The organism is Rhizobium sp. L1K21 (assembly GCF_024055895.1).
In the GTDB taxonomy this organism is placed as follows: Bacteria; Pseudomonadota; Alphaproteobacteria; order Rhizobiales; family Rhizobiaceae; genus Ensifer_A.
This window is the reverse complement of sequence record NZ_JAMXLE010000004.1, coordinates 117,815-142,768: the sequence shown is the minus strand read 5'-3', so window position 1 is coordinate 142,768 and position 24,954 is coordinate 117,815. Positions and strand designations below refer to the sequence as shown.

At 56.2% G+C, this 24,954-nt stretch carries 25 protein-coding genes, 1 tRNA gene and 1 riboswitch; of the genes, 20 read left to right on the top strand and 6 right to left on the bottom strand.

The window, feature by feature from the left end; translation table 11 throughout:
* Window positions 1–95: 95 nt before the first annotated feature.
* From NHF56_RS17705 to NHF56_RS17695, 3 genes are read left to right on the top strand one after another with little or no spacing between them, the layout of a single operon-like run.
* On the top strand, window positions 96–1,271 hold the full coding sequence (locus NHF56_RS17705; protein ID WP_252807017.1) for an NEW3 domain-containing protein: 1,176 nt from the start codon (window positions 96–98) through the stop codon (window positions 1,269–1,271).
* Window positions 1,268–2,209, top strand: coding sequence for an ABC transporter ATP-binding protein (locus NHF56_RS17700; RefSeq protein WP_252807015.1), 942 nt, complete (start codon window positions 1,268–1,270; stop codon window positions 2,207–2,209). The genes NHF56_RS17705 and NHF56_RS17700 overlap by 4 nt, the downstream gene beginning before the upstream one ends.
* On the top strand, window positions 2,199–3,152 hold the full coding sequence (locus NHF56_RS17695) for an ABC transporter permease (RefSeq protein WP_252807013.1): 954 nt from the start codon (window positions 2,199–2,201) through the stop codon (window positions 3,150–3,152). The genes NHF56_RS17700 and NHF56_RS17695 overlap by 11 nt, the downstream gene beginning before the upstream one ends.
* A 61-nt stretch (window positions 3,153–3,213) precedes the next feature.
* Here NHF56_RS17695 and NHF56_RS17690 read toward each other — a convergent pair whose 3' ends face one another.
* Window positions 3,214–3,429, bottom strand: coding sequence for a hypothetical protein (locus NHF56_RS17690; RefSeq protein ID WP_252807011.1), 216 nt, complete (start codon window positions 3,427–3,429; stop codon window positions 3,214–3,216).
* Window positions 3,430–3,559: 130 nt separating this feature from the next.
* Here NHF56_RS17690 and NHF56_RS17685 point away from each other — a divergent pair, with 130 nt between their 5' ends.
* The 4 genes from NHF56_RS17685 to NHF56_RS17670 all read left to right on the top strand — a co-directional run bounded on the left by NHF56_RS17685 (window position 3,560) and on the right by NHF56_RS17670 (window position 7,793).
* Window positions 3,560–4,399 carry a MoxR family ATPase gene (locus tag NHF56_RS17685; RefSeq protein WP_252807009.1) on the top strand — a complete coding sequence of 280 codons (840 nt, stop codon included), beginning with the start codon at window positions 3,560–3,562 and terminating at the stop codon, window positions 4,397–4,399.
* Between the two features lie 23 nt (window positions 4,400–4,422).
* Window positions 4,423–4,499, top strand: a riboswitch (SAM riboswitch).
* Window positions 4,500–4,560: 61 nt separating this feature from the next.
* Complete coding sequence (gene metA, locus NHF56_RS17680; RefSeq protein WP_252807008.1) at window positions 4,561–5,499, top strand: homoserine O-succinyltransferase; 939 nt, start codon at window positions 4,561–4,563, stop codon at window positions 5,497–5,499.
* Window positions 5,500–5,577: 78 nt separating this feature from the next.
* Window positions 5,578–6,765 (top strand): VWA domain-containing protein, encoded by a 1,188-nt coding sequence (locus tag NHF56_RS17675; RefSeq protein ID WP_252807006.1) that lies wholly within the window; start codon window positions 5,578–5,580, stop codon window positions 6,763–6,765.
* A 17-nt stretch (window positions 6,766–6,782) separates the two neighbouring features.
* Window positions 6,783–7,793: an aldose epimerase family protein gene (locus NHF56_RS17670; RefSeq protein WP_252807004.1), complete on the top strand. Its 1,011-nt coding sequence runs from the start codon at window positions 6,783–6,785 to the stop codon at window positions 7,791–7,793.
* Between the two features lie 23 nt (window positions 7,794–7,816).
* On the opposite strand, the gene NHF56_RS17665 is transcribed toward NHF56_RS17670, so the two are convergent.
* From NHF56_RS17665 to NHF56_RS17655, 3 genes are all read right to left on the bottom strand, one after another.
* Window positions 7,817–9,280: a RimK-like ATPgrasp N-terminal domain-containing protein gene (locus NHF56_RS17665; protein WP_252807001.1), complete on the bottom strand. Its 1,464-nt coding sequence runs from the start codon at window positions 9,278–9,280 to the stop codon at window positions 7,817–7,819.
* Complete coding sequence (locus tag NHF56_RS17660) at window positions 9,277–9,747, bottom strand: GNAT family N-acetyltransferase (RefSeq protein WP_252807000.1); 471 nt, start codon at window positions 9,745–9,747, stop codon at window positions 9,277–9,279. Before NHF56_RS17660 ends, NHF56_RS17665 begins: the two co-directional genes overlap by 4 nt.
* A gap of 257 nt (window positions 9,748–10,004) precedes the next feature.
* The gene (locus NHF56_RS17655; protein WP_252806998.1) at window positions 10,005–10,472 is read right to left on the bottom strand and encodes a hypothetical protein; all 468 of its coding nucleotides are present in this window, start codon (window positions 10,470–10,472) and stop codon (window positions 10,005–10,007) included.
* Between the two features lie 225 nt (window positions 10,473–10,697).
* On the opposite strand from NHF56_RS17655, the gene NHF56_RS17650 reads away from it, so the two are divergent.
* On the top strand, window positions 10,698–11,477 hold the full coding sequence (locus tag NHF56_RS17650; RefSeq protein ID WP_252806996.1) for a LuxR family transcriptional regulator: 780 nt from the start codon (window positions 10,698–10,700) through the stop codon (window positions 11,475–11,477).
* 109 nt (window positions 11,478–11,586) lie between these two features.
* On the opposite strand, the gene NHF56_RS17645 is transcribed toward NHF56_RS17650, so the two are convergent.
* Window positions 11,587–11,661, bottom strand: a tRNA-Gly gene (locus tag NHF56_RS17645).
* A 218-nt stretch (window positions 11,662–11,879) separates the two neighbouring features.
* On the opposite strand from NHF56_RS17645, the gene NHF56_RS17640 reads away from it, so the two are divergent.
* The 4 genes from NHF56_RS17640 to NHF56_RS17625 all read left to right on the top strand — a co-directional run bounded on the left by NHF56_RS17640 (window position 11,880) and on the right by NHF56_RS17625 (window position 14,402).
* Complete coding sequence (locus NHF56_RS17640; RefSeq protein ID WP_252807344.1) at window positions 11,880–12,389, top strand: prolyl-tRNA synthetase associated domain-containing protein; 510 nt, start codon at window positions 11,880–11,882, stop codon at window positions 12,387–12,389.
* A gap of 59 nt (window positions 12,390–12,448) precedes the next feature.
* Window positions 12,449–13,426 carry a thioredoxin gene (trxA, locus tag NHF56_RS17635; protein ID WP_252806994.1) on the top strand — a complete coding sequence of 326 codons (978 nt, stop codon included), beginning with the start codon at window positions 12,449–12,451 and terminating at the stop codon, window positions 13,424–13,426.
* 116 nt (window positions 13,427–13,542) lie between these two features.
* Window positions 13,543–14,208 (top strand): LON peptidase substrate-binding domain-containing protein, encoded by a 666-nt coding sequence (locus tag NHF56_RS17630; protein WP_252806992.1) that lies wholly within the window; start codon window positions 13,543–13,545, stop codon window positions 14,206–14,208.
* A 26-nt stretch (window positions 14,209–14,234) separates the two neighbouring features.
* The gene (locus NHF56_RS17625; protein ID WP_252807343.1) at window positions 14,235–14,402 is read left to right on the top strand and encodes a Trm112 family protein; all 168 of its coding nucleotides are present in this window, start codon (window positions 14,235–14,237) and stop codon (window positions 14,400–14,402) included.
* Between the two features lie 24 nt (window positions 14,403–14,426).
* On the opposite strand, the gene NHF56_RS17620 is transcribed toward NHF56_RS17625, so the two are convergent.
* Complete coding sequence (locus NHF56_RS17620; RefSeq protein WP_252806990.1) at window positions 14,427–15,641, bottom strand: ubiquinone biosynthesis hydroxylase; 1,215 nt, start codon at window positions 15,639–15,641, stop codon at window positions 14,427–14,429.
* Between the two features lie 101 nt (window positions 15,642–15,742).
* Here NHF56_RS17620 and tesB point away from each other — a divergent pair, with 101 nt between their 5' ends.
* The 8 genes from tesB (at window position 15,743) to NHF56_RS17580 (ending at window position 24,884) form a co-directional block, all read left to right on the top strand.
* Window positions 15,743–16,630, top strand: a complete 888-nt coding sequence (gene tesB / locus NHF56_RS17615) for an acyl-CoA thioesterase II (RefSeq protein WP_252806988.1) — start codon at window positions 15,743–15,745, stop codon at window positions 16,628–16,630.
* A 235-nt stretch (window positions 16,631–16,865) separates the two neighbouring features.
* Window positions 16,866–17,216: a P-II family nitrogen regulator gene (locus NHF56_RS17610; RefSeq protein WP_306431193.1), complete on the top strand. Its 351-nt coding sequence runs from the start codon at window positions 16,866–16,868 to the stop codon at window positions 17,214–17,216.
* 18 nt (window positions 17,217–17,234) lie between these two features.
* The gene (locus NHF56_RS17605) at window positions 17,235–18,551 is read left to right on the top strand and encodes an ammonium transporter (RefSeq protein ID WP_252806984.1); all 1,317 of its coding nucleotides are present in this window, start codon (window positions 17,235–17,237) and stop codon (window positions 18,549–18,551) included.
* Between the two features lie 174 nt (window positions 18,552–18,725).
* Window positions 18,726–19,064 (top strand): P-II family nitrogen regulator, encoded by a 339-nt coding sequence (locus tag NHF56_RS17600; RefSeq protein ID WP_252806982.1) that lies wholly within the window; start codon window positions 18,726–18,728, stop codon window positions 19,062–19,064.
* Between the two features lie 24 nt (window positions 19,065–19,088).
* Window positions 19,089–20,432 carry an ammonium transporter gene (locus NHF56_RS17595; RefSeq protein ID WP_252806981.1) on the top strand — a complete coding sequence of 448 codons (1,344 nt, stop codon included), beginning with the start codon at window positions 19,089–19,091 and terminating at the stop codon, window positions 20,430–20,432.
* A 196-nt stretch (window positions 20,433–20,628) separates the two neighbouring features.
* The gene (locus tag NHF56_RS17590) at window positions 20,629–23,289 is read left to right on the top strand and encodes a DNA translocase FtsK (RefSeq protein WP_252806979.1); all 2,661 of its coding nucleotides are present in this window, start codon (window positions 20,629–20,631) and stop codon (window positions 23,287–23,289) included.
* 82 nt (window positions 23,290–23,371) lie between these two features.
* A complete protein-coding gene (locus NHF56_RS17585; RefSeq protein WP_252806977.1) occupies window positions 23,372–24,010 on the top strand; it encodes an outer membrane lipoprotein carrier protein LolA in 639 nt (212 codons plus the stop codon).
* 70 nt (window positions 24,011–24,080) lie between these two features.
* A complete protein-coding gene (locus tag NHF56_RS17580) occupies window positions 24,081–24,884 on the top strand; it encodes an exodeoxyribonuclease III (RefSeq protein ID WP_252806975.1) in 804 nt (267 codons plus the stop codon).
* Window positions 24,885–24,954 lie beyond the last annotated feature (70 nt).

The window sequence follows — 24,954 nt, the reverse complement described above, 5'->3', positions numbered from 1 at the left end:
AGCGTTTGCGCGCCTATCCTGGGATCGGGAGGTGACAAAGGCCTTTCTGACCTTTGCCGTCGGAAACACATCAAGATCAAATGGAGAGTGATACGATGGTTCGTTTTCACCGCATGACACTGGCCGCGACCGCTGCCGGTGTGCTGCTCGCTGGAGCAAATTCTTCTTTCGCCGATAACATGAAGCCGCAGGGCCTTTGGTTGACGACGGATTATCCCGCCATCACGGAAAGCATCGGACAGGAGGCGACGCTTTCCATCAATCTCGCGAATTCCGAAGAACCGCCGCAGCGGGTCGAATTCTCAGTGAGGGACCTGCCGTCCGGTTGGACCTGGGAACTGCAGGGCAGCGGAAAGCCGATTTCCGCAGCTTACGCCATGCCGGACGACACCGCCCACCTGCAGCTCAAGGTCACCCCGCCCAAGGATATCAAACCTGGCCAGTATAACTTCACCCTGCAGGGCAATACCGAAAACGGAACGATGCTGACCTTGCCCATTGAAATGACCATGGCCGAGGGCAAACCGGCAAGCCTGTCTTTGGAGGCCAAACTGCCAGCGTTGCGCGGCACACCGAAATCTTCCTTCGACTACGACCTGACCATCAAGAACGAGAGCGAGAACGACACAACGCTGAACCTGCTTGCAAATGCGCCCGATGGTTTCCAGACCACCTTCAAGGAGCAATACGGCAATCAGGAACTGGCAAGCCTTCCGCTGAAGGCTGGCGAATCGAAGACGGTGAAACTTTCGGTGAAACCGCCCGCTGATGTTGCCGCCGGAGACTACAAGGTGGCGGTGGCTGCCGCAAATGCCGACATGAACGCCAAGACCGGGCTTCTGCTGCAGTTGACCGGCCAGCCGAATCTGGCGCTTTCCACCAAGGATGGACGCCTCTCCGGACAGGCGGAAGCCGGCAAGGAGCAGGTTTTCGATTACACCGTCTCCAACTCCGGCAGCGCGCCGGCACAGGATATCAAGCTTTCCGCCAGCGCCCCCTCCGGCTGGAAGGTGGAAATGGACCCCAAGACCATTGACCAACTGGCTCCCGGCAGCGATCAGCAGGTAGCCGTGCATATGACGCCGACCGACAAGGCCATCGCCGGCGATTACATGGTGACCGTGAACGCCCGCGGCGACGGACTTTCCGACAGCTCCAATTTCCGCGTCACTGTGACCACATCGACCCTCTGGGGCATTGCCGGTCTTGGCATTATCGGCAGCGCGCTGATGGTTCTGGCGCTGGCCGTCACCCGGTATGGCCGCAGATGAGTACGCCCGTCATTGAGGTAAAAGGCCTCCGGAAAACGTACGGGCCGAATGCCGCCGTCGACGGCCTCGACCTGACCGTGAACAAGGGCGAGATTTTCGGTCTTCTCGGTCCCAACGGCGCAGGCAAGACGACGACCATTCTGCTCATGCTCGGTCTGACCGAGGCAAGCGAAGGCGAAATCCGTGTTCTGGGACACGATCCCTTTCGCGAACCACTCGCTGTCAAACAGCGGGTGGGTTATCTGCCCGACGCGGTCGGTTTTTACGACAACATGACGGCGCGGGAAAACCTCGCCTTCATGGCCCGCCTGCAAGACATGCCGTCGTCAACGGCGCAGATGCGCATAGACGAGGCGCTGTTACGGGTTCGCCTCGCCCATGTGGCGGACAAGCGCGTGGCCACCTTCTCGCGCGGCATGCGCCAGAGGCTCGGGATTGCCGATATTCTGGTCAAGGGCGCTGAACTTGCCATTCTGGACGAGCCAACATCCGGCCTTGATCCGCAGTCAACGCAGGAACTTCTCGACCTGATCGTGAAATTGGCCTCCGAAGGCATGACGGTTGTCTTGTCCTCGCACCTGTTGAGCATGGTGCAATCGATCTGCAGCCGTGTGGCGCTGTTCAACAAGGGCAAGATCGGTCTCATCGGCAAGGTGAGCGATCTCGCCGGCGAAGTGCTGGGCGGTTCCTATGTCATCGAAACGGTCGCCGATGGTTGCGACATTGCCGCCGTCACGCGCGGTATAGACGGCATCGGCAATGTCAGCATGTCAAATTCCGGGGTGGTGCGTATTGATGCGACCCGCGACGTGCGCGGCGAGGTGGCAAAGGCCATCGTTGAGGCAGGCGGGATGCTGAAACAGATGTCTATGGACCGGTCCGATCTGGATGAGGTCTATGCGCGTTATTTCGAAAGGATGGATAGCTATGCAGCGTAAAGGTTCCCCCTTCACAGGTCTTGCTTCCGTCGCCATGAAGGAAGCCGCCGACCACATGACAAGCCCGCGCATGCATCTTGTCATGCTCCTGATCCTCCTGACCGCGCTCGGTTCGATCTATGGCGCTCTGGGCGAAATCAAGAGCACGGTGAGCGAAGATCCATTCATCTTCCTGCGGCTGCTCACCACAGCCAAACAACCGCTGCCGTCATTCGTCACCTTTCTCGGCTTCCTGCTGCCGCTGATCGGCATCGCGCTCGCCTTTGACGGCATCAACGGCGAATACTCGCGCCGCACGATGAGTCGAATATTGTCCCAGCCAATCTACCGGGATGCACTGCTGGCCGGCAAGTTTCTCGGTGGTCTGCTGGTCATCGGCATTTGCCTCGTCACTTTGTGGCTGCTGATCACCGGCATGGGTATCCTCATGCTGGGTCTTCCGCCGTCAGGCGAGGAAATCCTGCGTGGGCTGACATTCCTCTTGGTGTCATTGGCCTATGCAGGCGTGTGGCTGGCGATTTCGCTGTTCTTCTCGACAGTGTTCAAGTCGCCTGCAACGGCAGCGCTGGCCGGGCTGACGCTCTGGATGGTCTTCACCCTCTTCTGGGGCATGATTGCACCATTAGCGGCAAGCGGAATTGCGCCCGCAGACCCGTTCAACCAGATGAGTATTATCCACCAGGCCGAGGTGGGGCAGGCTATTGCCCGCATCTCGCCCAATACGCTGTTCAACGAGGCGACGATTGCGATCCTCAACCCGCAAACGCGGTCACTGGGGCTCGTATTCGCCTACCAGATGGAACGCGCGGTCATGGGCATGCCCTTGCCGTTTGGACAGAGCGCGCTTCTGATCTGGCCGGAGCTTTCCGGCCTGCTGGCGGCGATGGTGGTGGTTTACACAGCTGCCTATGTAACGTTCCAGAGGCAGGAGATAAGGGCCTGATCGCGACCTATAAGAGCAAAAAAAGCCGGGCGGAACGAAATCCACCCGGCTATTCACCAGTTTAAGGACGGTGCGCGCGATTGAGGCGCATCCGCGGTGCAAGGCGCCATGCAATCAGCGGTGTTATTGCAAAGCTGGCTGCCACCACAGCGGGGATGAAATAGGCAGCAAGGTCTTCAAGTGCGGGAATGCTCAAGACAGCAATCGCACCGGCACCGAAGAGTACGGAATTGACGACGGGCAGAAGAGCGCCCGCGATATAAGTGCGTGTACGCATGGGGATACTCCTTCTCTATGGTTTGTGTGAGTCCAACGCCACCCTCGGCGGAAATGTTCCCAGCTCACTTGCGCGAAGTCGGGCAAACCCATAGCTTTGGTCAAACTTGAACAATGAGGAACAAAACTCGATGCGTTTTGAAGGCACCGAAAGCTATATTGCCGAAAAGGATCTGATGATCGCGGTCAATGCCGCCATTCAGCTTGAGCGCCCGCTTCTGGTGAAGGGTGAGCCGGGCACGGGAAAAACGGAGCTCGCACGCCAGATCGCCGAAGGCCTTGGCCTGAAGATGATCGAATGGAACATCAAATCCACCACCAAGGCACAACAGGGCCTTTATGAATATGATGCCGTTTCCCGCCTGCGCGACAGCCAGCTGGGCGACGAACGTTTCAACGACATCAACAACTATATCCGCAAGGGTAAGCTCTGGGAGGCCTTCTCGGCGGGCGAAAAGGTCGTGCTGCTGATCGACGAAATCGACAAGGCTGATATCGAATTTCCAAACGACCTGCTGCAGGAACTCGATCGTATGGAGTTCCACGTCTATGAGACCGGCGAAACGGTGAAGGCAGCGGTTCGCCCCATCGTCATCATCACATCAAACAACGAAAAGGAACTGCCTGACGCGTTCCTGCGCCGCTGCTTCTTCCACTATATCAAGTTCCCGGAAGCCGACACGCTGATGAAGATTGTCGAGGTACACTATCCCGGCATCCGCAAGGACCTGGTGAGTGCCGCGCTCAACCGCTTCTTCGAAATCCGCGAGGTGCCGGGCATCAAGAAAAAGCCTTCGACATCTGAAGCGCTGGACTGGATTCGCCTTCTGGTGGCCGATGAGATCGATCCGCAGGACCTTTCGGCAGACGCCAAGACTATCCTGCCCAAGCTGCACGGCGCACTTTTGAAGAACGAACAGGACATTCATCTTTTCGAGCGATTGGCCTTCATGTCTCGACGGCAGAATTGATTTTTTGAGCCAACGGGATTATAGGGCTTTTCAGTGGTGATTTGCCGGCCGGCTTGCAGCCACTTAAAAAAAGTCGCTAAAGGGGCCCGAACATTGAGAATGTTTTAGGAACCGGTTGCGATTTTACGCCGCCGGTTTTTTGTTGTGTGAGAGAGACTGAAATGCCGATCAGAATTCCAGATGGTTTGCCAGCGCAGGAAACACTCATCGAAGAGGGTGTGCGCGTGATGACCGAAAAAGTGGCCATCCGCCAGGATATCCGCCCTCTGAGAATAGGTCTCCTGAACCTCATGCCGAACAAGATCAAGACAGAGGTGCAGATTGCCCGCCTCATCGGCGCCTCGCCCCTGCAGGTGGAATTGTCGCTCGTGCGTATTGGCGGCCATCAGGCCAAGAACACACCGGTTGAACACCTGCTTGCCTTCTACAACACCTGGGATGAAATCAAGGACCAGAAGTTTGACGGTTTCATCATTACCGGTGCACCGGTGGAAAAGCTGGAATTTGAGGACGTGACCTATTGGGACGAGATGAAGGCCATTCTCGACTGGACAACCACAAACGTTCACTCGACACTCAACATTTGCTGGGGCGCGATGGCCGCAATCTGGCATTTTCATAAGGTTCCCAAATATACGCTCGCGGAAAAGGCATTTGGTGTCTATCGCCATATGAACCTCAACCGCGCTTCGCCTTACATGAATGGCTTTTCCGATGACTTCCAGATTCCGGTATCCCGTTGGACCGAGTGCCGCTCAACGGATATTATCGAACATGAAGGTCTTGATATCCTGATGGAGTCGAGCGAAACCGGCCCTTGTATCGTGCACGAGCGCAAAGGCAACCGGCTCTATGTGTTCAATCATATCGAATATGATTCGACCTCTCTCGCGGATGAATATTTCCGCGACCAACAGGCCGGAATAGAGATCAAGCTGCCGCATAATTACTTCCCGAACAATGATCCGACCCGCCCGCCGCTAAACCGCTGGCGCAGCCATGCCCACCTGCTTTTCGGCAATTGGATCAATAACATCTATCAGACGACGCCGTTTGAAATCGAAAAGATTGGAAGCGAGGAGCACAATCCGGGCTATTGATGTTGCGGCGAAGAAGGGGTTGACGAATGGACGGTCAAATGTTCCGATCCCGGCCACCGTCGACAATGAGATTTCGAGATGTTCATCCCCTTCTTCCTTGAACTGAAAGCAGCCAAGGTTCCCGTTTCCCTGCGGGAATATCTGACGTTGCTGGAGGGTACAAAGAACGGCCTGGCAGACTTCGATGTCGAAGCGTTCTATTACCTTGCCCGCACCTCGCTGGTAAAGGATGAACGCCATATCGACCGTTTCGATCAAGTGTTCGCCCATGCGTTTCGTGGTCTGGAAGCCGTCAGCGGCATTCCCGAAGGCGTCGATCCGCGCGACCTGCCAGAAGAATGGCTCCGCCGTATGGCCGACCGCTTTCTGACAGAAGAAGAAAAGGCGCAGATTAAGGCGCTTGGCGGCCTCGAAAAGCTGATGGAGACGCTGAAAGAGCGTCTTGCCGAACAAAAGGAGCGCCACCAGGGCGGCAGCAAATGGATCGGCACGAACGGCACCTCGCCGTTCGGCGCCTATGGCTACAATCCCGAAGGCGTGCGCATTGGCCAGCACGAATCGCGAAACCGCCGCGCGGTCAAGGTTTGGGACAAACGCGAATTCAAGAATCTCGACGATTCCGTCGAAATCGGCACCCGCAACATCAAGATCGCGCTGAAACGGCTGCGCAAGTGGATACGCCAGGGCGCAGACGAAGAGCTTGATCTCGGCGGCACGATCAAATCGACCGCTGAACACGGCTATCTCGATATCAAAACCCGCCCGGAACGCCGAAACGCTGTCAAACTCTTGATGTTTTTCGATATCGGCGGCTCCATGGACGACCACATCAAGGTCGCCGAAGAGCTTTTTTCCGCTGCCCGATCCGAATTCAAGCACATGGAATATTTCTACTTCCACAATTGCATCTACGAAGGTGTCTGGAAGGACAATAAACGGCGCTATTCGGAGCGTATGGACACGTTTGATGTCATTCGCACCTTTGGCCCTGACTACAAGGTGATTTTTGTTGGCGATGCATCCATGGCACCCTATGAGGTCACCCATCCGGGTGGCTCAGTGGAGCATTTCAACAAGGAGGCTGGTGCCGTCTGGCTTCAACGGCTCTTGGATCACTTTCCAAAAGCCGTCTGGCTCAACCCATCGCGGGAAGACTACTGGCATTACACACACTCAACCACTATTTTGCGGCGACTGATGAATGAGCGCATGTATCCGCTGACACTTGGCGGGCTCGAAAATGCAACGCGCGAGCTAACGCGCTGAAATTTGGAAACGGGGAAATGGAACTGAAACTCTTCGGCACAACCGAACAGGGCGAAAACGTCTATCGCGCCACCCTCAGAGGCGGCGGATTGACCGCCAATATCATCAACTGGGGCGCAGTGATACAGGATCTGCGGCTCGAAGGTCATGACAAACCTCTGGTCATCGGCTTTGAAGACTTCGACGATTACCTGAACTACTCCTCCTATTTCGGAGCCACCGCTGGCCGCTGCGCAAACCGCATCTGCGAGGGCAAATTCGAAATCGACGGAAAAACCTATCAGCTGGAACGCAATGAAAAGGGCGTAACCCACCTTCATGGCGGCTCCAACGGCATTGCCAAACGGCTTTGGCAATTCGTCGAGACGACAGAGAACAGTGCCACGCTGGAAATTGTCGACCCGGACGGCCAGGCCGGTTACCCCGGCAATTGCACGATCCGCGCCACCTATACGCTGAAAGATGACGGCGTTCTCTCCGTCGTTTACACCTCAACCGTCGATCAGCCCTGCCCGGTCAATATCTGCCAGCACAGCTATTTCAACATCGGCAACAATGATGACACGCTCGACCACGAGATCATGATTGCTGCCGATCATTACCTGCCGACAGATGACGATCAGATCCCGACCGGCGAAATCGCACCGGTTGACGGCACGCCGTTTGACCTGCGCGAACTGAAATCCATGAAACAGATGGATCAGGGCAAACAGGTTCTCTACGATCACAATTTCTGCCTGTCCGACAAGCGTGTGGACAAGCGCAAGGTGGTCGAAGTGCGTTGCCCGACATCAGGCCTCGCCATGGATGTGGCAACAACGGAGCCCGGCGTGCAGTTTTACGCCGCCTTCAAGCTGGCAGGCAAACCGCCGGGCCTCGACGGCCGCGCTATCGGCCCATTCGGCGGCTTCTGCCTGGAAACGCAGGTATGGCCAGACGCGGTGAATCACCCTGACTTCCCCGAAGCCGTTCTGCGACCCGGCGAGGTGCTCGTTCAGGATACAGACTATATTTTCCGCCGTATTTAAGACGGGAAGAGACGGGGCCGGTTTTACCGGCCCATGCGCCTCTCAAGCCGGGCAGCGAACCAGGCGATAATCTTGCGCCAGAGTTCGTCTTTCAGAACTGCAGCCTCGATATCGATTTCCAGATTGGGGTTGTCGTTGATCTCAATGACAAAGACGCCGTCCTCGGTCTCCTTCAGATCAACACCGTAAAGACCGTCTCCGATCAACCTTGCTGCGCGCACGGCGGTTTCGACAACCAGTGCCGGCGCATCGGAAATCGCCATGGTCGCCGATCCGCCTTCGGTGATCTTGCCGTCCGTTCCGCGCTTGACGATCTGCCAATGACCGCGTGCCATGCGATACTGGCAGGCAAACAGCGGCTCGCCATCGAGGACGCCGATACGCCAGTCGAATTTGGTGGGCAGAAAGCCCTGCGCGATCAAAAGCGCCGTATCCTTGAACAGAGCAGATGAGCTGGCTTTCAGTTCCTCAAGATTGGTTGCCTTGACCATATTGGCGCCAAAGGAGCCATCAGGCGTCTTGAGAACCACCGGGCTTCCAAGACGCTCCATGACACCGGCCAGATCCGTCTTTTCGCTGATCACTTCGGTCTTCGGGATCGGCACACCGGCCTTTTCCAATATCTCTTTCAGATAAACCTTGTTGGTGCAGCGGATCATCGACATCGTATCGTCGATAACCGGCATGCCCTCCTGCTCTGCGCGGCGGGCGAATTTGTACGTGAAATTGTCGATCGATGTTGTCGCACGAATGAATAGCGCATCGAACTCGGCAAGGCTGGTCAGGTCGCCCGGTTCCAGAATTTCGGTTTCGACACCCATTTTTTCGGCAACATCGCAAAGCCGCTTCAAGGCAGCAGGCTTGGACGGCGGCATTTTCTCCGTCGGATCAGCCAGAATGGCAAGCGACCACTTGAACTGCGGCCGCGATTTGGGGTTGCTGGCCCGGCCCTTTGTATAGGCAGCCATCGATTCCAGAAAATGATGGCGGCGCGCGCCATTCATCTTGTGCGGCGGGATCGGCTTGATACGGGCGATATCGTGCGGCGGTTTTGGCTGAAACTCCACTTCGATAGCAGGCGTTCTAAACCAGTCTGAAAGCTCGCGGGCAAACTTGCCATAGCCGGAAACATCGGGCTTCGAAAAGGCAACGAAGAGGCTTTCCACCACCGGAGCGCCTTTTTGCCGGGCTTCCTGCAGGCGGGCGTTCAGGTCAGGGATCGCATGCGTGTAAAGACCCTTCTGCGACAGTTCCACAATGGTCTGCACACTTGGGCTGATGCGGTGGCCACGCGCTTCGGCCAGCAATGAGGCATAATAGCCGGACGACTGATACCCATAGGATCTTGCAAGATTCAGCACATAAGGCCGCCGCCCCGCAAAAAGGGAAGGTCGCGCCAGATAGTCGGCTATACGCATCACCTTATGGGGTGTCTCGCCCTGATCGATGTCACTAGTATTCTCGACAAGTATGAGCCAATCGGTCACGTTTGTTCCTCACCCAGAACCTTGCGCATTTTCAGCGCATCCTCTCCATCGTCGTAATATGATGCGATGGTTCCCGTTATTTCAAACCCGGTATTGCGATAAAGCCAGATTGCGGCATCATTTGAAACCCGCACTTCCAGGCTGAGAGCTTCACGGCCACGCGTTTGCGCGTTTCGTGCGCATGCCGCTAACAGCGCCTGTGCATATCCGCGCCCACGTGCGCTGGAAGCAACCGCAATCGAATATAGCCGCGCTGTGAGGCTGTTTGTGCGCAAAAGCAACACAGCTGCCGCCGCAATATGATCGTCGTCACGGATCACGAAAACAGTTCCGGGCTTACGCAAAAACCGCAACCAGCTGCGACGGGATATACGATCCTCTTCCGGAAACAGCTTTTCCAGTTCGATCAAAGCATCAACATCGCTCGGCCTGGCCTCATCGACCACGGCGACAGCATCACGGCTCACCGCAACGCCCTCCCGAACGCGTCAGCGGCGCTCGAAAAACATATCAATTTCAATGTGTCCATTGGACCCGCAATAGAATGCAACAACCGTCGTGCGGGGATCGTCGTTCTGCGATGTTGCTGAAACGAAGAGATACGCTCTTTTTGCAAAATCACAAGTGGAAATTTAGCGATCCGCCAAAGGCATCCTGAAACGAAAAAGGCCCCGGAAACGCCGGAGCCAAAAGCCCTTTGAAAAAGCAGAGCGATAGCGCACGATCACTTGTATAACGTGATCCACTGGCGCTTGTTTTTGAAATTCAGGAACGTCCTCTGCCCACCCTTGACGAAGGGAATGTACCAAGCCGATTTGCTGCCCGATTTCAACACCACAAGGATCGGTGTGTCGGGCTCGCTCTTGTTGCTCATGAAGGAGAAGGCGGTAAAGGCACCCTTGCTGTTGCCGGAACCATAGGTGATCTTTCCGCTACTGAAGGTCACCGTTCCCGTTTCACCCTTATAAGTGGAGAACTTCCAGGTACCGTTGATGGGCACATTGTTGGTTCGCTGGGTCGGCACAGTCCATCCCGCAGATTTGGCGGCGACGACCACCTTTTTCAAACTGGCAGGGTCCGACCTGAAACTGGGAAGAGCGGAAATGAGCGAGCTTTCACCGGCAGCATGGACCGGAAAAACCTGTGCAAGGCTCATAAAGACAGCCACAAGGAGCAAAGCATATTTTTTCATAACAAAATCCCGTTTCAATTTTTACAATATAAACAGAGGCTTACCAGCACGGAGAAATTTTGGTTTACGAATGTTGATTTCGCTGGTGAACTAATGTCTCACAGCAAATAGACAACGCGTTTTATCGTGCCTTCCCCCTATTATCGCAGCACTGCCCGACCAGTCATAAAAAGCATAGCAATGACCAGATAAATATTAAACCTGACAGATTTGATAGGATAAGCGATGAGTAAACTACAGTCATCTGCCGAAGCCCTCCTGATTGCGCAGAACCAGGAAGAAACCTTTAGAATCTATTGTGATTTCGTAGAATATCTTGGATATGACACGGCGGTTTTTTCACTGTTGTCAGATCATGACTCGATAGGCCTGAAACGCCTTCACGGATTTCTGACGGATTATCCAGAAGACTGGATAAAACATTATCATCAAAACGACTGCCACGAAGTCGACCCGGTATATCAACTTGGATTGAGTAAACCTGGAGCGTTCTTCTGGTCGGATGCAATCGATGAATTGAGCCGTGTCCCCCGCTTTGGGGGGGACGTTCGAGAAGACTGGCATCAACTGATGCGCGAGGCAGAGGACGCCGGCGTCGCCGACGGGCTGACCGTCTCGATTTTCAATGCGTCAGGCGAGGTTGCCGGATTTGGAATTTCGCGAAAGCAAACTGTGGGTAAAGGCAATATTGAACACCTGGCGGAAGTCTTTCTCCTGTCCTCCGTTTTTTATGACAAGTTTCTGAGCTTCTATCAGACCGCGCCCGTTCCACACCTCACAGAGCGTGAAAAGGATGTTCTGTCCTGGTCTGCGTCGGGAAAAACTGATTGGGAAATAGCCGAGATAACCGCAATTTCCACGGCCACTGTGCGCTTTCACTGGAATAATATCTTCCAGAAGTTGGGCGTGAACAACAAGACCGCAGCGACAGTGATGGCGATCCGCAGAAAACTTATTATCCCGGAAGCTTTGCGATCCGCCGTTGTAAAGCAGCCGCAAGCTTGAGATCCACCTTGCGAAAGGACCGCGATTCTATAGCCAGTTTGGGCGGGACCAAGCCCGACAATCGGCACGAATGTGTTACCTATGTCTCCGGGCTGGACAATTGGAAAACTGGAGCGGGCGAAGGGATTCGAACCCTCGACCCCAACCTTGGCAAGGTTGTGCTCTACCCCTGAGCTACACCCGCTCACGCGATCACGGTTCGGGGGTACGTGGTGAACCGTGCGCAACCTCAGTGGCTGCGACGGGCGCTATATGGCGCATGGCATTTTGAAATGCAACAGGAAAATCGGCATTCGCAGATTTTTTTTGATGCCGCGCGACTTTCCCTATTTGGCAAAGCGCATTGCATTCACCCCAAACCCTCGCTATTGCGGGACAAAGACGGTGAAAACAGGTTTCGAAATGACAGATGTTGCGCTGAAGAAAGCTGATGATCTTTTTGCTTTTCTCGATACGTTGGGCATCGAACACAAAACCATGTGGCACAGACCGGTCTTCACCGTTGCGGAAGGTGATGATTTGCGGGCGCAAATTCCCGGCGGCCACACCAAAAATCTCTTCGTCAAGGACAAGAAAGGCCGCTATTTTCTGCTGACTGTGGAAGAATATGCGACTGTGGATCTGAAAAAGGTGCACACAATCATTGGCGCATCAGGCCGGGTCAGCTTCGGTTCTGCCGACAAGCTCATGGAATATCTGGGTGTTGTGCCGGGCTCAGTGACCACTTTTGGGGCAATCAACGACACGGAAAACCAGGTCACTTTCATTTTGGATGAAGATTTGATGAAATGCGATATCATCAATTCGCATCCCCTGCAGAATGATGCGACGACGTCTGTGTCATCGTCCGATCTCTTGCGCTTCGTCAAGGCGACCGGCCATGAACCGCTGGTCTTGAAAGTGACGGAATAACTTACGATCTATGGTATGAGTTTTTTTGCCGCGCGAAACGCGGCAATGAGGAGTTTTCAATGAACGGCGGCAATCCCTACGGCAATTCTTTCGGTGGCTATGGCAGCCAGACAATCGGTAGCGCAACGGGTAAACCTGTGGCGAACGGCGCAGCCGGTGCGCTGATCAAGGACACGACAACGGCAGAGTTCATGACCGACGTTATCCAGGAATCCAGCACACAGCCCGTGCTGGTTGATTTCTGGGCACCGTGGTGCGGTCCATGCAAGCAGCTGGGTCCGATGATCGAGCGTGCCGTCAATGAAGCCGGCGGACGCGTGAAGCTCGTGAAGATGAATATTGACGACCACCCGGAAGTCGCGGGCCAAATGGGCATTCAATCGATTCCAGCCGTCGTTGCCTTCGTCAACGGCCAGCCGGCCGATGGCTTCATGGGCGCAGTACCGGAAAGCCAGATCAAGCAGTTCATCGAAAAGGTCGCAGGACCGGCCAAGCAGAACCCGCAGGAAGAACAGCTTGATGCGATTCTGGAGCAGGGCGAAACCCTGCTGGCGGAAAAGGACGCAGCCGGGGCAGCCAATTATTTCGCCGCAGCGATGCAGGCAGATCCGGGCAATATTCGAGCCGTTGCCGGAATGGCACAATGCATGGTGCTGGCAGGTCAGCCTGAACGCGCAGCCGACATGCTGGGCGAACTCGGCGACGAGGAGAGAAAAAACCCGAAGGTCGCGGCAGTTCTCAAGGCCATAGAGCAGCACCAGGAGGCTGCTAAGCTAGGCGATCCCCAAGCGTTGGAACACGAACTTTCGCTCAACCCGGATCATCATGAGGCCCGCATCAAGCTCGCCAAGATCGACAATGTGCGGGGAGATCGTACCTCGGCCAGCGAGCACCTTCTTTATATCATGAAGAGGGACCGCGAGTTTGGAGATGATGCTGCCCGCAAGCAGCTTCTCGAGTTTTTCGAGGCCTGGGGCCCGACTGACCCGGCAACGATTGCCGCACGGCGCAAAATGTCTGCGATCCTCTTCTCCTGATTGTCTTCCGCTTTTGACCTGAAACTGTGTTTGGGAGAGAATGCTGAAGGGGCCGAAATGGAAATGAGAAGGCTTGTTGACTGCCTGACGGCGGAACGCAGGTCAGAGAGAATGGTATGAACGCTGGAAACGCCCGATACCTGACTGCAAACGACCTACCGCAAAAAGTGGCCGTTTTTCCCTTAGCCGGCGCGTTGCTGCTTCCCGGCAACAGGCTTCCCCTGAATATATTTGAGCCGCGCTATCTCGCCATGATGGACACGGCAATCGCCGGAAACAGGCTGATCGGCATGATCCAGCCCGCTTCCGAAGAAGAAGCTGAGAAACAAAAGCCGGTGCTTGCGAAGGTGGGCTGCCTGGGCCGCATCACCTCTTTCATGGAAACGGGAGACGGTCGCCTCTTGATCACGCTGACCGGCGTCTGCCGCTTCCGTGTGACGGAGGAACTGACAACGACAACGCCCTTCCGCCAGATCCAGTTTGCGCCCTTCCTCGGCGACCTCGATGAGGAAGACGATAGTACGGTTGATCGCGAAACGCTGCTTAGCACGTTCCGCGACTTTCTGGAGGCCAACCAGCTGGAAGCCGATTGGGATAACGTCACGCGCGCCAGCAATGCCTCATTGGTCAATTCGCTCTCAATGATGGCACCATTCGGACTGGCCGAAAAACAGGCGCTTCTGGAAGCCCCCGACTTGAAAACGCGTGCCGAAACTCTGATTGCCATTACGGAAATCATTCTCGCGCGAGACGCAGACGGCGGCTCGTCGATGCTGCAATAGGAGAAGATGCTGTGCGCCGCAGTGGTATGGATCCCAAAATGCTGGAGCTGCTCGTCTGCCCGCTCACCAAGGGGCGGCTTCGGCATGACGAAGAGCGCAATGAGCTGGTGTCCGAAAAGGCCAGGATCGCCTATCCGATCAGAGACGGTATCCCGATCATGCTTGTCTCAGAAGCGCGCGAAATCGAAGACTGACGCGCGCCCGATTTCGCGAACCCGTCAGATCATCTCGCCAGCCAGCAATTTTGGATCGTTAGACCCGCCGACATTGGACGCCTGCCGGATGAAGAAATTCTTCAGGCCCGGCATGCGGTCCACGAGACCAAGGCCGAAATCACGCGCGATCCTGACCGGCGTGATGTCGTTTGAAAAGAGCCTGTTCAAAACATCCGTGGTCACACCCATTCGGAAGGTGTCAAACCGCCGCCACTCCTGATAGCGCTCCAGAATATTGAGTTGGCCGAAATCGATACCAAGCCGATCCGCATCGACAATGGTTTCCGCAAGCGCTGCAACATCCTTGAAACCCAGATTGAGGCCCTGCCCGGAAATCGGGTGAATGCCGTGTGCCGCATCGCCAGCCAGCGCAAAGCGCGGACGCACGAAATCGCGCGCCAATGTGAGCGCAAACGGAAAGGCCCGCTTGCCGCCCACCACCTTGATCGCGCCGAGCTTATGCCCAAAACGGCGTTCCAGTTCAGCTTCAAAAACAAAATCGTCTGCCGCAATCAAGCGGTTTGCGTCTTCGGTGCGCTCGTTCCAGACAAGGGAGGAACGGTTGTTTTTCAGCGGCAGCGTCGCAAACGGTCCGGCGGGCAGGAAGTGCTCCTCGGCCACCCCTTCATGCGGGCGTTCATGCTCGATGGTCGTCACGATTCCGGATTGGCCGTAATCAAAGCGAACTGTCTTGATGCCCGCAATATCCCGCAACTTGGAGCGCACGCCGTCGCAGGCAACAAGAAGCCGCGCATCAAGTGTCTTTCCATCAGAAAGCGTAATATGGGCTGCTGTATCGCCTATCGAAAAATCGAGAACCTGGGTCCCCTCCAGAAGTTCAATGCCAAGCGCGTCCATCTGCTTGCGCAATGCACCAACCATGGCGGGGTTGGGCACCATATAGGCAAACGGTTCATCACCCGCAACATTGCCTTCGAAGGTGAGAAATACCGGGCGAACCGGCTCTGAAAGCTTCGAATCGGTGATAACCATGCGCCGGATCGGTTCCGCTTCCGGCGTGATCTCATCCCAGACATTGAGCGTTTTCAAAAGATTGACAGCTCCCGCCGCGATGGCCGAAGCCCGCTCATCCTTTTTCCACACCCCGGCAGGCGCTGCATCAACGACGGTGATTTGAAGATGTGGCGCAGCTTTTTTGATGGCAACGGCAAGCGAAAGCCCAACATAACCGCCACCGCCGATGAGAATATCAATCATTTTTCGTTTCCTGCGTTTGCACGCTTTTCTGGGATTGTTCTTTTCGGCTTATCATATTAGCTCAAAGCGCAAGACCTGAATACCTTCGAGAGAGATCCAAAATGACGCGCCCCGAAACAAAAGCAGACGCCGTGGAAGATATGATCCGATTGCTCGACATCGAAACTCTCGAAGTCAACCTTTTCCGCGGCATCAGCCCGAAGACGGGATGGCAGCGCGTTTTCGGCGGACAGGTAATTGCCCAGGCGTTGGTGGCTGCGCAGCGCACGGTCGAAGACGATCGACACGTGCATTCGCTGCATGCTTATTTCATGCGCCCCGGCGATCCGAAGGTTCCAATCATCTACGAAGTCGACAGGATAAGGGACGGCAAGAGTTTTACCACACGCCGGGTCGTCGCCTTGCAGCACGGCCATGCCATTTTCTCGCTTTCCGCGTCTTTTCAATTTGACGAGGAAGGTTTTGACCATCAAATCGCCATGCCTGATGTGCCCTCTCCGGACGAACTCGCCGGCGAAGCGGAAATCCGCGACCATTATCTCGCCCATGCGCCAGAGCCCGTGCGGCAATATTGGGCGCGCCCGCGGCCCATCGAGTTGAGCCCCGCCAATCTGCAGGACTATTTCACCCGCGAGAAACGCGAACCCGTGCAGACTCTGTGGGTGCGTCCAACCGGCCCCATTCCCGATGACAGGAAGCTGGAATCAGCCGTTCTATCCTATATCTCCGATATGACGCTGCTAGACACATCACTTTATGCGCATGGTACATCGGTCTTCAGCAGCCAATTGCAGGCGGCAAGTCTCGACCACGCCATGTGGTTTCACCGCCGCGCCGATTTCAGCGACTGGCTGCTATATGTGCAGGACAGCCCCAGTTCGTCCGGTTCACGCGGAATGACGCGAGGCAGCCTGTTCAACCGGAATGGCACATTGGTCGCCTCCGTAGCGCAGGAAGGCCTGATCCGGCAGCGCTCACCCGGCCAATAAGGATGCAAATTATGCTTTTTGCACAAATTTTGTGCAAAAAGCCTCTATTGGACTGCATCGCCACTAGCCTAAAATTGAGGCAAATAAATAATCTGTTAATTTTTCAATACTTTAAGCGGCATTTTTGAATCTGGCACGCCACTTGAATGTTGAGGCTCGGCGGCTGAGTGCAGCGCACATCAGCAGCAAGGAGAGTCGTTGTCCTCTGTTTGGGGGGCTTACACATTCATAAAGGATGGGAAACCAGATGAAAGTTGTGATGGCCATTATCAAGCCGTTCAAGCTGGATGAGGTGCGTGAAGCCCTCACCGCTGTCGGCATTCAGGGCCTGACCGTGACCGAAGTAAAGGGTTACGGTCGTCAAAAGGGGCACACCGAAATCTATCGTGGCACGGAATATGCGGTCAGCTTCCTGCCGAAGCTGAAAATCGAAGTCGCGGTTGGCTCAGACCTCGTGGACAAGGCAATCGAAGCGATCGTTTCAGGCGCAAAGACGGGCCAGATCGGGGACGGCAAGGTCTTCGTTTATTCACTCGACCATGCCGTGCGCATCCGCACCGGCGAAACCGATTCCGAAGCGCTGTAAAGGCATTAGGGGAGACAAATGATAAAGAATTTCAAACTTATTGCTGGCACCGGTCTGATTGCAGCCGCTGCACTCGCGCTTCCTGCCTTGGCGCAGGATGCAACACCGGCAGCGCCTGCGGCGGTCAACGAAGAAGTCGTGAAAATTTTCAACACGGTTCTCTTCCTCGTCATGGGCTTCCTCGTGATGTGGATGGCAGCTGGTTTCGCCATGCTGGAAATGGGCCTCGTCCGCTCCAAGAACGTATCCATGCAGGGCCTCAAGAACGTCGCGATCTATGCCGTGGGCGGACTGATGTTCTGGGTCACCGGTTATAACCTCATGTATACGGGCGTTGACGGCGGCTTCTTCGGCTCCTTCGGCCCCTATAACTTCCCGGCTCCGGGCGCTGACACCGGCGATGCCGGCTATTCCGTTGCCTCCGACTGGTTCTTCCAGATGGTGTTCTGCGCAACAACGGCTTCGATCGTTTCGGGTACGCTGGCTGAGCGCATCAAACTCTGGCCTTTCATGTTCTTCACCGTCATCCTGACCGGCATTCTTTATCCGATCACAGGCTCCTGGCAGTGGGGCGGCGGCTGGCTCTCTGAAATGGGCTTCTCCGACTTCGCCGGTTCGACCCTCGTTCACTCCGTCGGCGGCTGGGCTGCTCTGGCAGGCGCCATCGTTCTCGGTTCGCGCAAGGGTAAATATGGTTCTGATGGTTCGGTTACGCCGATGCCGGGTTCCAACATTCCGCTGGCCGTTCTCGGTACCTTCATCCTGTGGCTCGGCTGGTTCGGCTTCAACGGCGGTTCCCAGCTCGCACTCGGCTCGATCGCCGATGCAGGCGACGTATCCCGCATCTTTGCCAACACCAACCTTGCCGCGGCTTCCGGTGCCGTTGTCGTCATGATCCTCATGCAGATCATCTACAAGAAGGTTGACGTTACGATGGTCTTGAACGGCGCGCTTGCCGGTCTGGTATCCATCACCGCCGAACCGCTTGCTCCAAGCGCATTCGGTGCCATCCTCATCGGTGGCGTTGGCGGTATCATCGTTGTTGTCGTTGTTCCGCTTCTCGACAAGCTGAAAATCGATGACGTTGTCGGTGCGATCCCGGTTCACCTTGTTGCCGGTATCTGGGGTACATTCATCACGCCGGCATCTGGTTCCGGCACATTCGGTACGCAGATCATCGGTATCGTTTCCATCGGTGCATTCACCTTCATCGTATCGCTGGTTATCTGGTTTGTTCTGAAGCTCATTCTGGGTATTCGCGTGTCGGAAGAAGAAGAAATGCTGGGCCTCGACAAGACGGAAATCGGTGTCGAAGCCTATCCGGAATTCAAGTAAGCCCCAGCGCTTGCTTGGCATCCGTCTGCGGCTCGCAGAGCCGTTCATACCCCCCGGGCTTCGGTCCGGGGATTTTATTGCCAGTCGGCTCAGTTGAATAAGATGATAATTTCCACACCCGGATAATATGCCGGAAAGCAAAGAAGCAGGTCACAACAGAAGAATGGGCACTATATGAAAATCATCACAGCGATCATTAAGCCATTTCGACTGGATGAGGTGCGCGAAGCCCTCACCGCCGTTGGCATCCAGGGCCTGACCGTAACCGAGGTGAAGGGTTATGGTCGTCAAAAGGGGCACACAGAAATCTATCGCGGCACGGAATATGCGGTTAGCTTCCTGCCGAAGCTGAAAATCGAGGTCGCCGTCAGCACCGACCTCGTGGAAAAGACAATCGAAGCAATCGTTTCAGGCGCAAAAACAGGTCAGATCGGCGACGGCAAAGTGTTCGTCTATTCGCTCGATCACGCCGTGCGTATCCGCACCGGCGAAACTGATTCCGAAGCGCTCTAGGCCGTGTTCAGGGAGTTATAACCAATGTCCTCTTCTCTTATCGTGAAAACTGCCAGCCGCGTGGGAGCCACCGCTGCCGCCATCATGGCGCCCGCTATTGCCTTTGCGCAGGAAGCAGCCCCCGCCGCTGCCGAAATTGTACCGGTCAAGGGCGATACAGCTTTCATGTTCCTCTCCACCATCCTGGTGCTGTTCATGATCATCCCGGGCCTTGCGCTTTTCTATGGCGGCCTCGTGCGCTCCAAGAACATGCTCTCGGTTCTCATGCAGACCACCGTGATTGCCTGCACAGTGATGATCATCTGGGTCGTTTACGGCTATTCGTTTGCCTTTGGCGGCTCCACCAACCCGTTCTTCGGCGGTACCGCAAAGATGTTCCTTGCCGGCGTTACCCCGGATAGCAACGCGGCCACCTTCTCTGATGCGGTCATTCCCGAATATGTCTTCATCATGTTCCAGATGACCTTTGCCGCCATCACGCCTGCCCTCATCATCGGCGCATTTGCCGAGCGTATCAAATTCGGTGCCTCGGTTCTGTTCTGCGCACTGTGGGTTACCTTCGTCTACTTCCCGGTTGCGCACATGGTGTGGGATGCCAACGGCTATCTCTTCGGTCTTGGCGCACTCGACTTCGCCGGCGGTACGGTTGTTCACATCAACGCCGGTGTCGCCGGTCTGATCGGTGCAATCATGGTTGGCAAGCGCATTGGCTTCGGCAAGGACATGATGGCTCCGCATTCGCTGACGCTCTCCATGGTCGGCGCAGCCATGCTGTGGTTCGGCTGGTTCGGCTTCAACGCCGGCTCCAACCTGGAAGCAAACGGCGGCGCAATGCTGGCCGCGATCAACACCTTCATCGCAACGGCTGCTGCAACACTGTCCTGGGCCGTCTCCGAAAAGGTCACCCGCGGCAAGGCGTCGATGCTCGGCGCGATCTCCGGCATGGTCGCCGGTCTCGTTGCCGTAACGCCGGCTTGCGGCTCCATCGGTCCGATGGGCGCAATCGTTCTCGGTGTACTGGTTTCGCCGCTCTGCTACTTCTTCGTCTCCGTGGTGAAGAACAAGTTCGGCTACGACGACACCGCTGACGTCTTCGGCGTTCACGGCATCGGCGGCATCTTTGGCGCGCTGGCAACCGGTATCCTGACGGCACCTTCCTTCGGTGGCACAGGCGCAGAAGACTTCTCCATTGGCGGTCAGCTCTACGTACAGGCCGTTGCCGTTATCGTAACGATCCTGTGGACCGGCATTGGCTCGGCTATCCTTTACAAGATCACCGACCTGATCATCGGTCTGCGCGTCAGCCCCGAAGCCGAACGCGAAGGCCTTGATCTCGCCAGCCACGGCGAAGCGGCCTACCACTCGTAAGCCAGATTATCTGCAATACTTTGCGCATGGAGGCCCGCCGGATTTTCCCGGCGGGCCTTTTTCTTTTGGCCATTCCAGAGCTCGATGGTTAATGGGCTATTAACTGCCCGCTGATAGTTTTCTGTCAAAACCGCGCGCAAAAAACGCGTGCGGCCGGATTTGCCCGGCAATCAACTTTGGAAGTGACAGGCAGAACATGGCACGCGGCTCTCAAACAACCTTTGATAACGGAAAAAGCAGCTCAGGACTTGGTGCCTTCATCTGGCGTCAGGCGGCATCGCTGATGGGTCTTGCGATTTTCCTGAGCCTTGCTCTTGCCGTGGTTGCGCTGTCCACCTGGAACGTCTCGGATCCCAGCCTGAGCTATGCAAATGGCGGCGAACCGTCCAACCTGCTGGGCTACCCCGGCGCCATATTCTCAGACCTTGCCATGCAGTTCTTCGGCCTCGGCGCTGTTGTGGCGCTGCTGCCCATTCTGGCGCTGGCCCTGGCACTGATCTTTCACAAACCCATCACCCGCCTGCCGCAGCGCGCCGTAGCCTGGTTTGCCGGTTCGGTCATGGCGTCGACGGCTCTCGGATGTTTTCCCTCGCCTATTACCTGGCCGCTGCCCAATGGCATAGGTGGTGTATCGGGCGACATGATCCTGCGCTTGCCAGCACTTTTCCTCGGTGCATACCCCTCCGGCATTGGTGGCATGATCGCCGGCAGCATTATTGCCGTTCCGGCAGCCTGGGTTCTGGCCTTTGCCTCCGGCCTCATTCAGGGCGAGCCGGTGCAGCCCAAGGCAAAGCCTTCACCGGCTCAGCGCCGCGCGCCGGAACCTCAGATTGAAGACGACGACGATGATTCGTTTTCGCCGTTCGAAGTTGCCTTTGGTGCTGCAGCTCATGGCTGGTACACCCTGCAGGGCCATGTCCGGCGACTGACAGGAATGCGTGAAAGACACGATGAGGACGATGATTTCGAAGCCCCATATGATTTCAATGAAGAAGAATTCGATGGCGCAATGCCCTACAGCGCACGGCAATATGACACCGAGCCCGGTCAGCGCGTGGAACCCGATCTCTATGAGAACAAGGCACCAGCGGCATCCGCCGGTCGCCGCGAACCCTCCTTCTTCGAGGACGATGAGGATGACGACCTTCCATTCGACCTCGATATGCCCAGGCCGGCGGGCATCCTGCCGGATCCAAGACCCGCTGCACCGCAGCCAAGCGCGCGTGTAGCGGCACCCCATCCAGCACCAACGCCGGCACCCGCAAGACCGCGGGCGCCACCGGCCGCCCGTGCGCCCATGCGCGCAAGCCCAACCCGCATGCCCGGCAGCGATGGCTTTCACCTGCCCCCAATGGACCTGCTGGCCCAGCCGCAGGCGTCCGGGCGTGATCCGACCTTGTCGCCGGAAGCCTTGGAACAGAATGCCCGCATTCTGGAAGGGGTTCTCGAAGATTTCGGCGTGAAGGGCGAGATCATCCATGTGCGCCCAGGACCTGTCGTCACGCTTTATGAGCTGGAACCTGCGCCCGGCATCAAGTCTTCCCGCGTGATCGGCCTTGCAGACGATATTGCCCGCTCCATGAGCGCGATTGCCGCCCGTGTGGCGGTGGTTCAGGGCCGCAATGCCATCGGCATCGAACTCCCGAACCAGAAACGCGAGACCGTTTATCTGCGCGAAATCATCGAAAACCGCGACTTCGAAGGCTCGAAGGCAAAGCTGGCTATGGCGCTTGGCAAGACCATTGGCGGCGAGCCCGTGGTCGCCGACCTTGCGAAAATGCCGCACCTTCTCGTTGCCGGTACAACGGGCTCCGGTAAGTCGGTCGCCATCAACACGATGATCCTGTCACTGGTCTACCGGCTTTCGCCGGAAAAGTGCCGCCTGATCATGATCGACCCGAAAATGCTCGAACTTTCGATCTATGACGGCATCCCGCACCTGCTGTCCCCTGTCGTGACAGACCCCAAGAAGGCCGTTGTCGCGCTCAAATGGACCGTGCGGGAGATGGAAGATCGCTATAAGAAAATGTCCAAGATCGGCGTGCGTAACATCGATGGCTTTAATGCCCGCGTCGAGCAGGCTTTGGCCAACGGAGAGGCGATTACCCGCACCGTGCAGACGGGTTTCGACCGCGAAACAGGCGAAGCGATCTACGAGACAGAAGAGTTCGATCTCAAGCCGCTGCCCTACATCGTCGTGATCATCGACGAAATGGCCGACCTGATGATGGTGGCTGGCAAGGACATCGAGGGTGCTGTTCAACGTCTGGCTCAGATGGCGCGTGCTGCTGGCATCCACGTGATCATGGCGACGCAGCGTCCTTCTGTGGACGTGATCACTGGTACCATCAAGGCGAACTTCCCGACCCGCATATCCTTCCAGGTGACCTCCAAGATCGACAGCCGTACCATCCTTGGCGAACAAGGCGCAGAACAGCTGCTGGGCATGGGCGACATGCTCTATATGGCCGGTGGCGGCCGCATTCAGCGCGTCCACGGACCTTTTGTTTCGGACAAGGAAGTCGAAGACATCGTGTCCTATCTGAAGACCCAGGGCGTGCCGGAATATCTCGACGCCATTACGGAAGATGACGACGAAGATGGCGAAGGCGGTGGCGGTCCCGCCGGCACATCGAACCTTGAGGGTTCTGACGATCCTTATGACCAGGCGGTCGCCATTGTGCTGCGCGACGGCAAGGCCTCCACCTCCTACATCCAGCGACGTCTCGGCATCGGCTACAACAGAGCCGCAACACTGATTGAGCGCATGGAGCAGGAAGGCGTGATCGGCCCGGCCAACCATGCCGGAAAACGCGAAATCCTGGTGCCCACCGAAAGAGACATAATCGGCGATTGATGAAGCCGAACGGCTTTATCCTCGCCACGAGTATGCCGCAGTTTGTAGCGAGTGTGCGGTGATGATCGAAGGAGAATCAAAAATGATGCACCCGCTGAAACGCAGGGTTTTCATGAAATTCGCGCTGGCAGGCGCCATCTCAGCAACCGGGCTATTGCCCGCATTGCCTGCATTGGCCGCAAACGCCAAGGCGCAGGAAATTGCCAACCATTTTGCGACCATCAAGACGATGACCGGCGAATTCATCCAGTTTGGACCGCGCGGCGAACAGACAGGCGGCAAGTTTTTTCTGGAGCGTCCCGGTCGCATTCGCTTCAATTATGAAGACCCCTCGCCGATGCGCGTCATTTCAGACGGCCAGTATGTGGTGATCGGCAACCAGAAGCTTGAAACCTGGAGCATCTATCCGCTTTCCAAGACACCGTTGAAACTGCTCCTGGATCAGACCATCGACCTGAATGGCGAAATGGTGCGCAACGTAACCGAGGATGAAGACCTCGTGACCGTCGTACTGGGTGACAAAACGATCTTCGGTGATTCGACGATTACCATGATGTTCGATCCCAAAACGAACGATCTGCGCCAATGGACGATCAAGGACAGCCGCGGGCAGGATACGACCGTGATGATCTTCAATACGCAGACCGGCGTCACATTTGGTCCCAAAGTGTTTGAAGTGCCTTACGACGAAGTCCACAAAACCGGCCGCGACTCCAGATAAGGCGTCGCGACATTTCCTTTTGCGAAAAATCGGGTTAGACGGGCCATGACAAAACGGACCGGATGACCTGATGCAATTCAAACTCGCCACCTGGAATATCAATTCAATTCGGCTTCGTATGCCGATCGTTCTCGATTTTCTCGCAAGCCATCAGCCTGATATTCTGTGCCTGCAGGAAACCAAATGCCCGAACGACCTCTTTCCGTTCGAGCCGCTGTGCGAAGCAGGTTACGAACACATCGAAATTCACGGCCAGAAGGGCTACCACGGCGTCGCAACGATTTCGAAACTGCCGCTGAGTGACGTTGATCGCCGCGATTTTTGCCGTGTAGGCGACACCCGGCACATGTCCACGCTCTTCGAGGCCGGGTCCAAGAAGATCAGGCTGCACAATTTCTACGTTCCAGCCGGTGGCGACGAGCCCAATCGGGACGTTAACCCGAAATTCGGCCATAAGCTCGATTTCATTGAGGAAATGAAAGAAATACACGCCGAAGCCGAGGCCGGTATCTCTTCCATTTTGGTTGGCGACCTCAATATTGCGCCGCTCGAAAACGATGTCTGGTCACACAAGCAGCTCCTGAAGATCGTCAGCCACACGCCCATAGAGACGGATGGTCTCAAGGAGGTGATGGCACGCGGTGCCTGGGCCGACCTGATGCGCGAGTTCACGCCCGAGCCGGAAAAGATCTACACATGGTGGAGTTACCGAGCAAAAGATTGGAGTGCAGCAGACAAGGGCCGCAGGCTTGACCACATCTGGTCATCGAAGGATTTGAGCCCGCATCTGCGCGCAATCGAGATTCTCAGGGAAGCGCGCGGCTGGAACCAGCCTTCCGATCATGTGCCCGTGATAGCGCAATTCGATCTCTGAGATGATCGCCGCTGCGGCAATTTGGGTCCATCGAAAGGGGCGAAACTGTTGACTCCTGCCAAAAACCGCG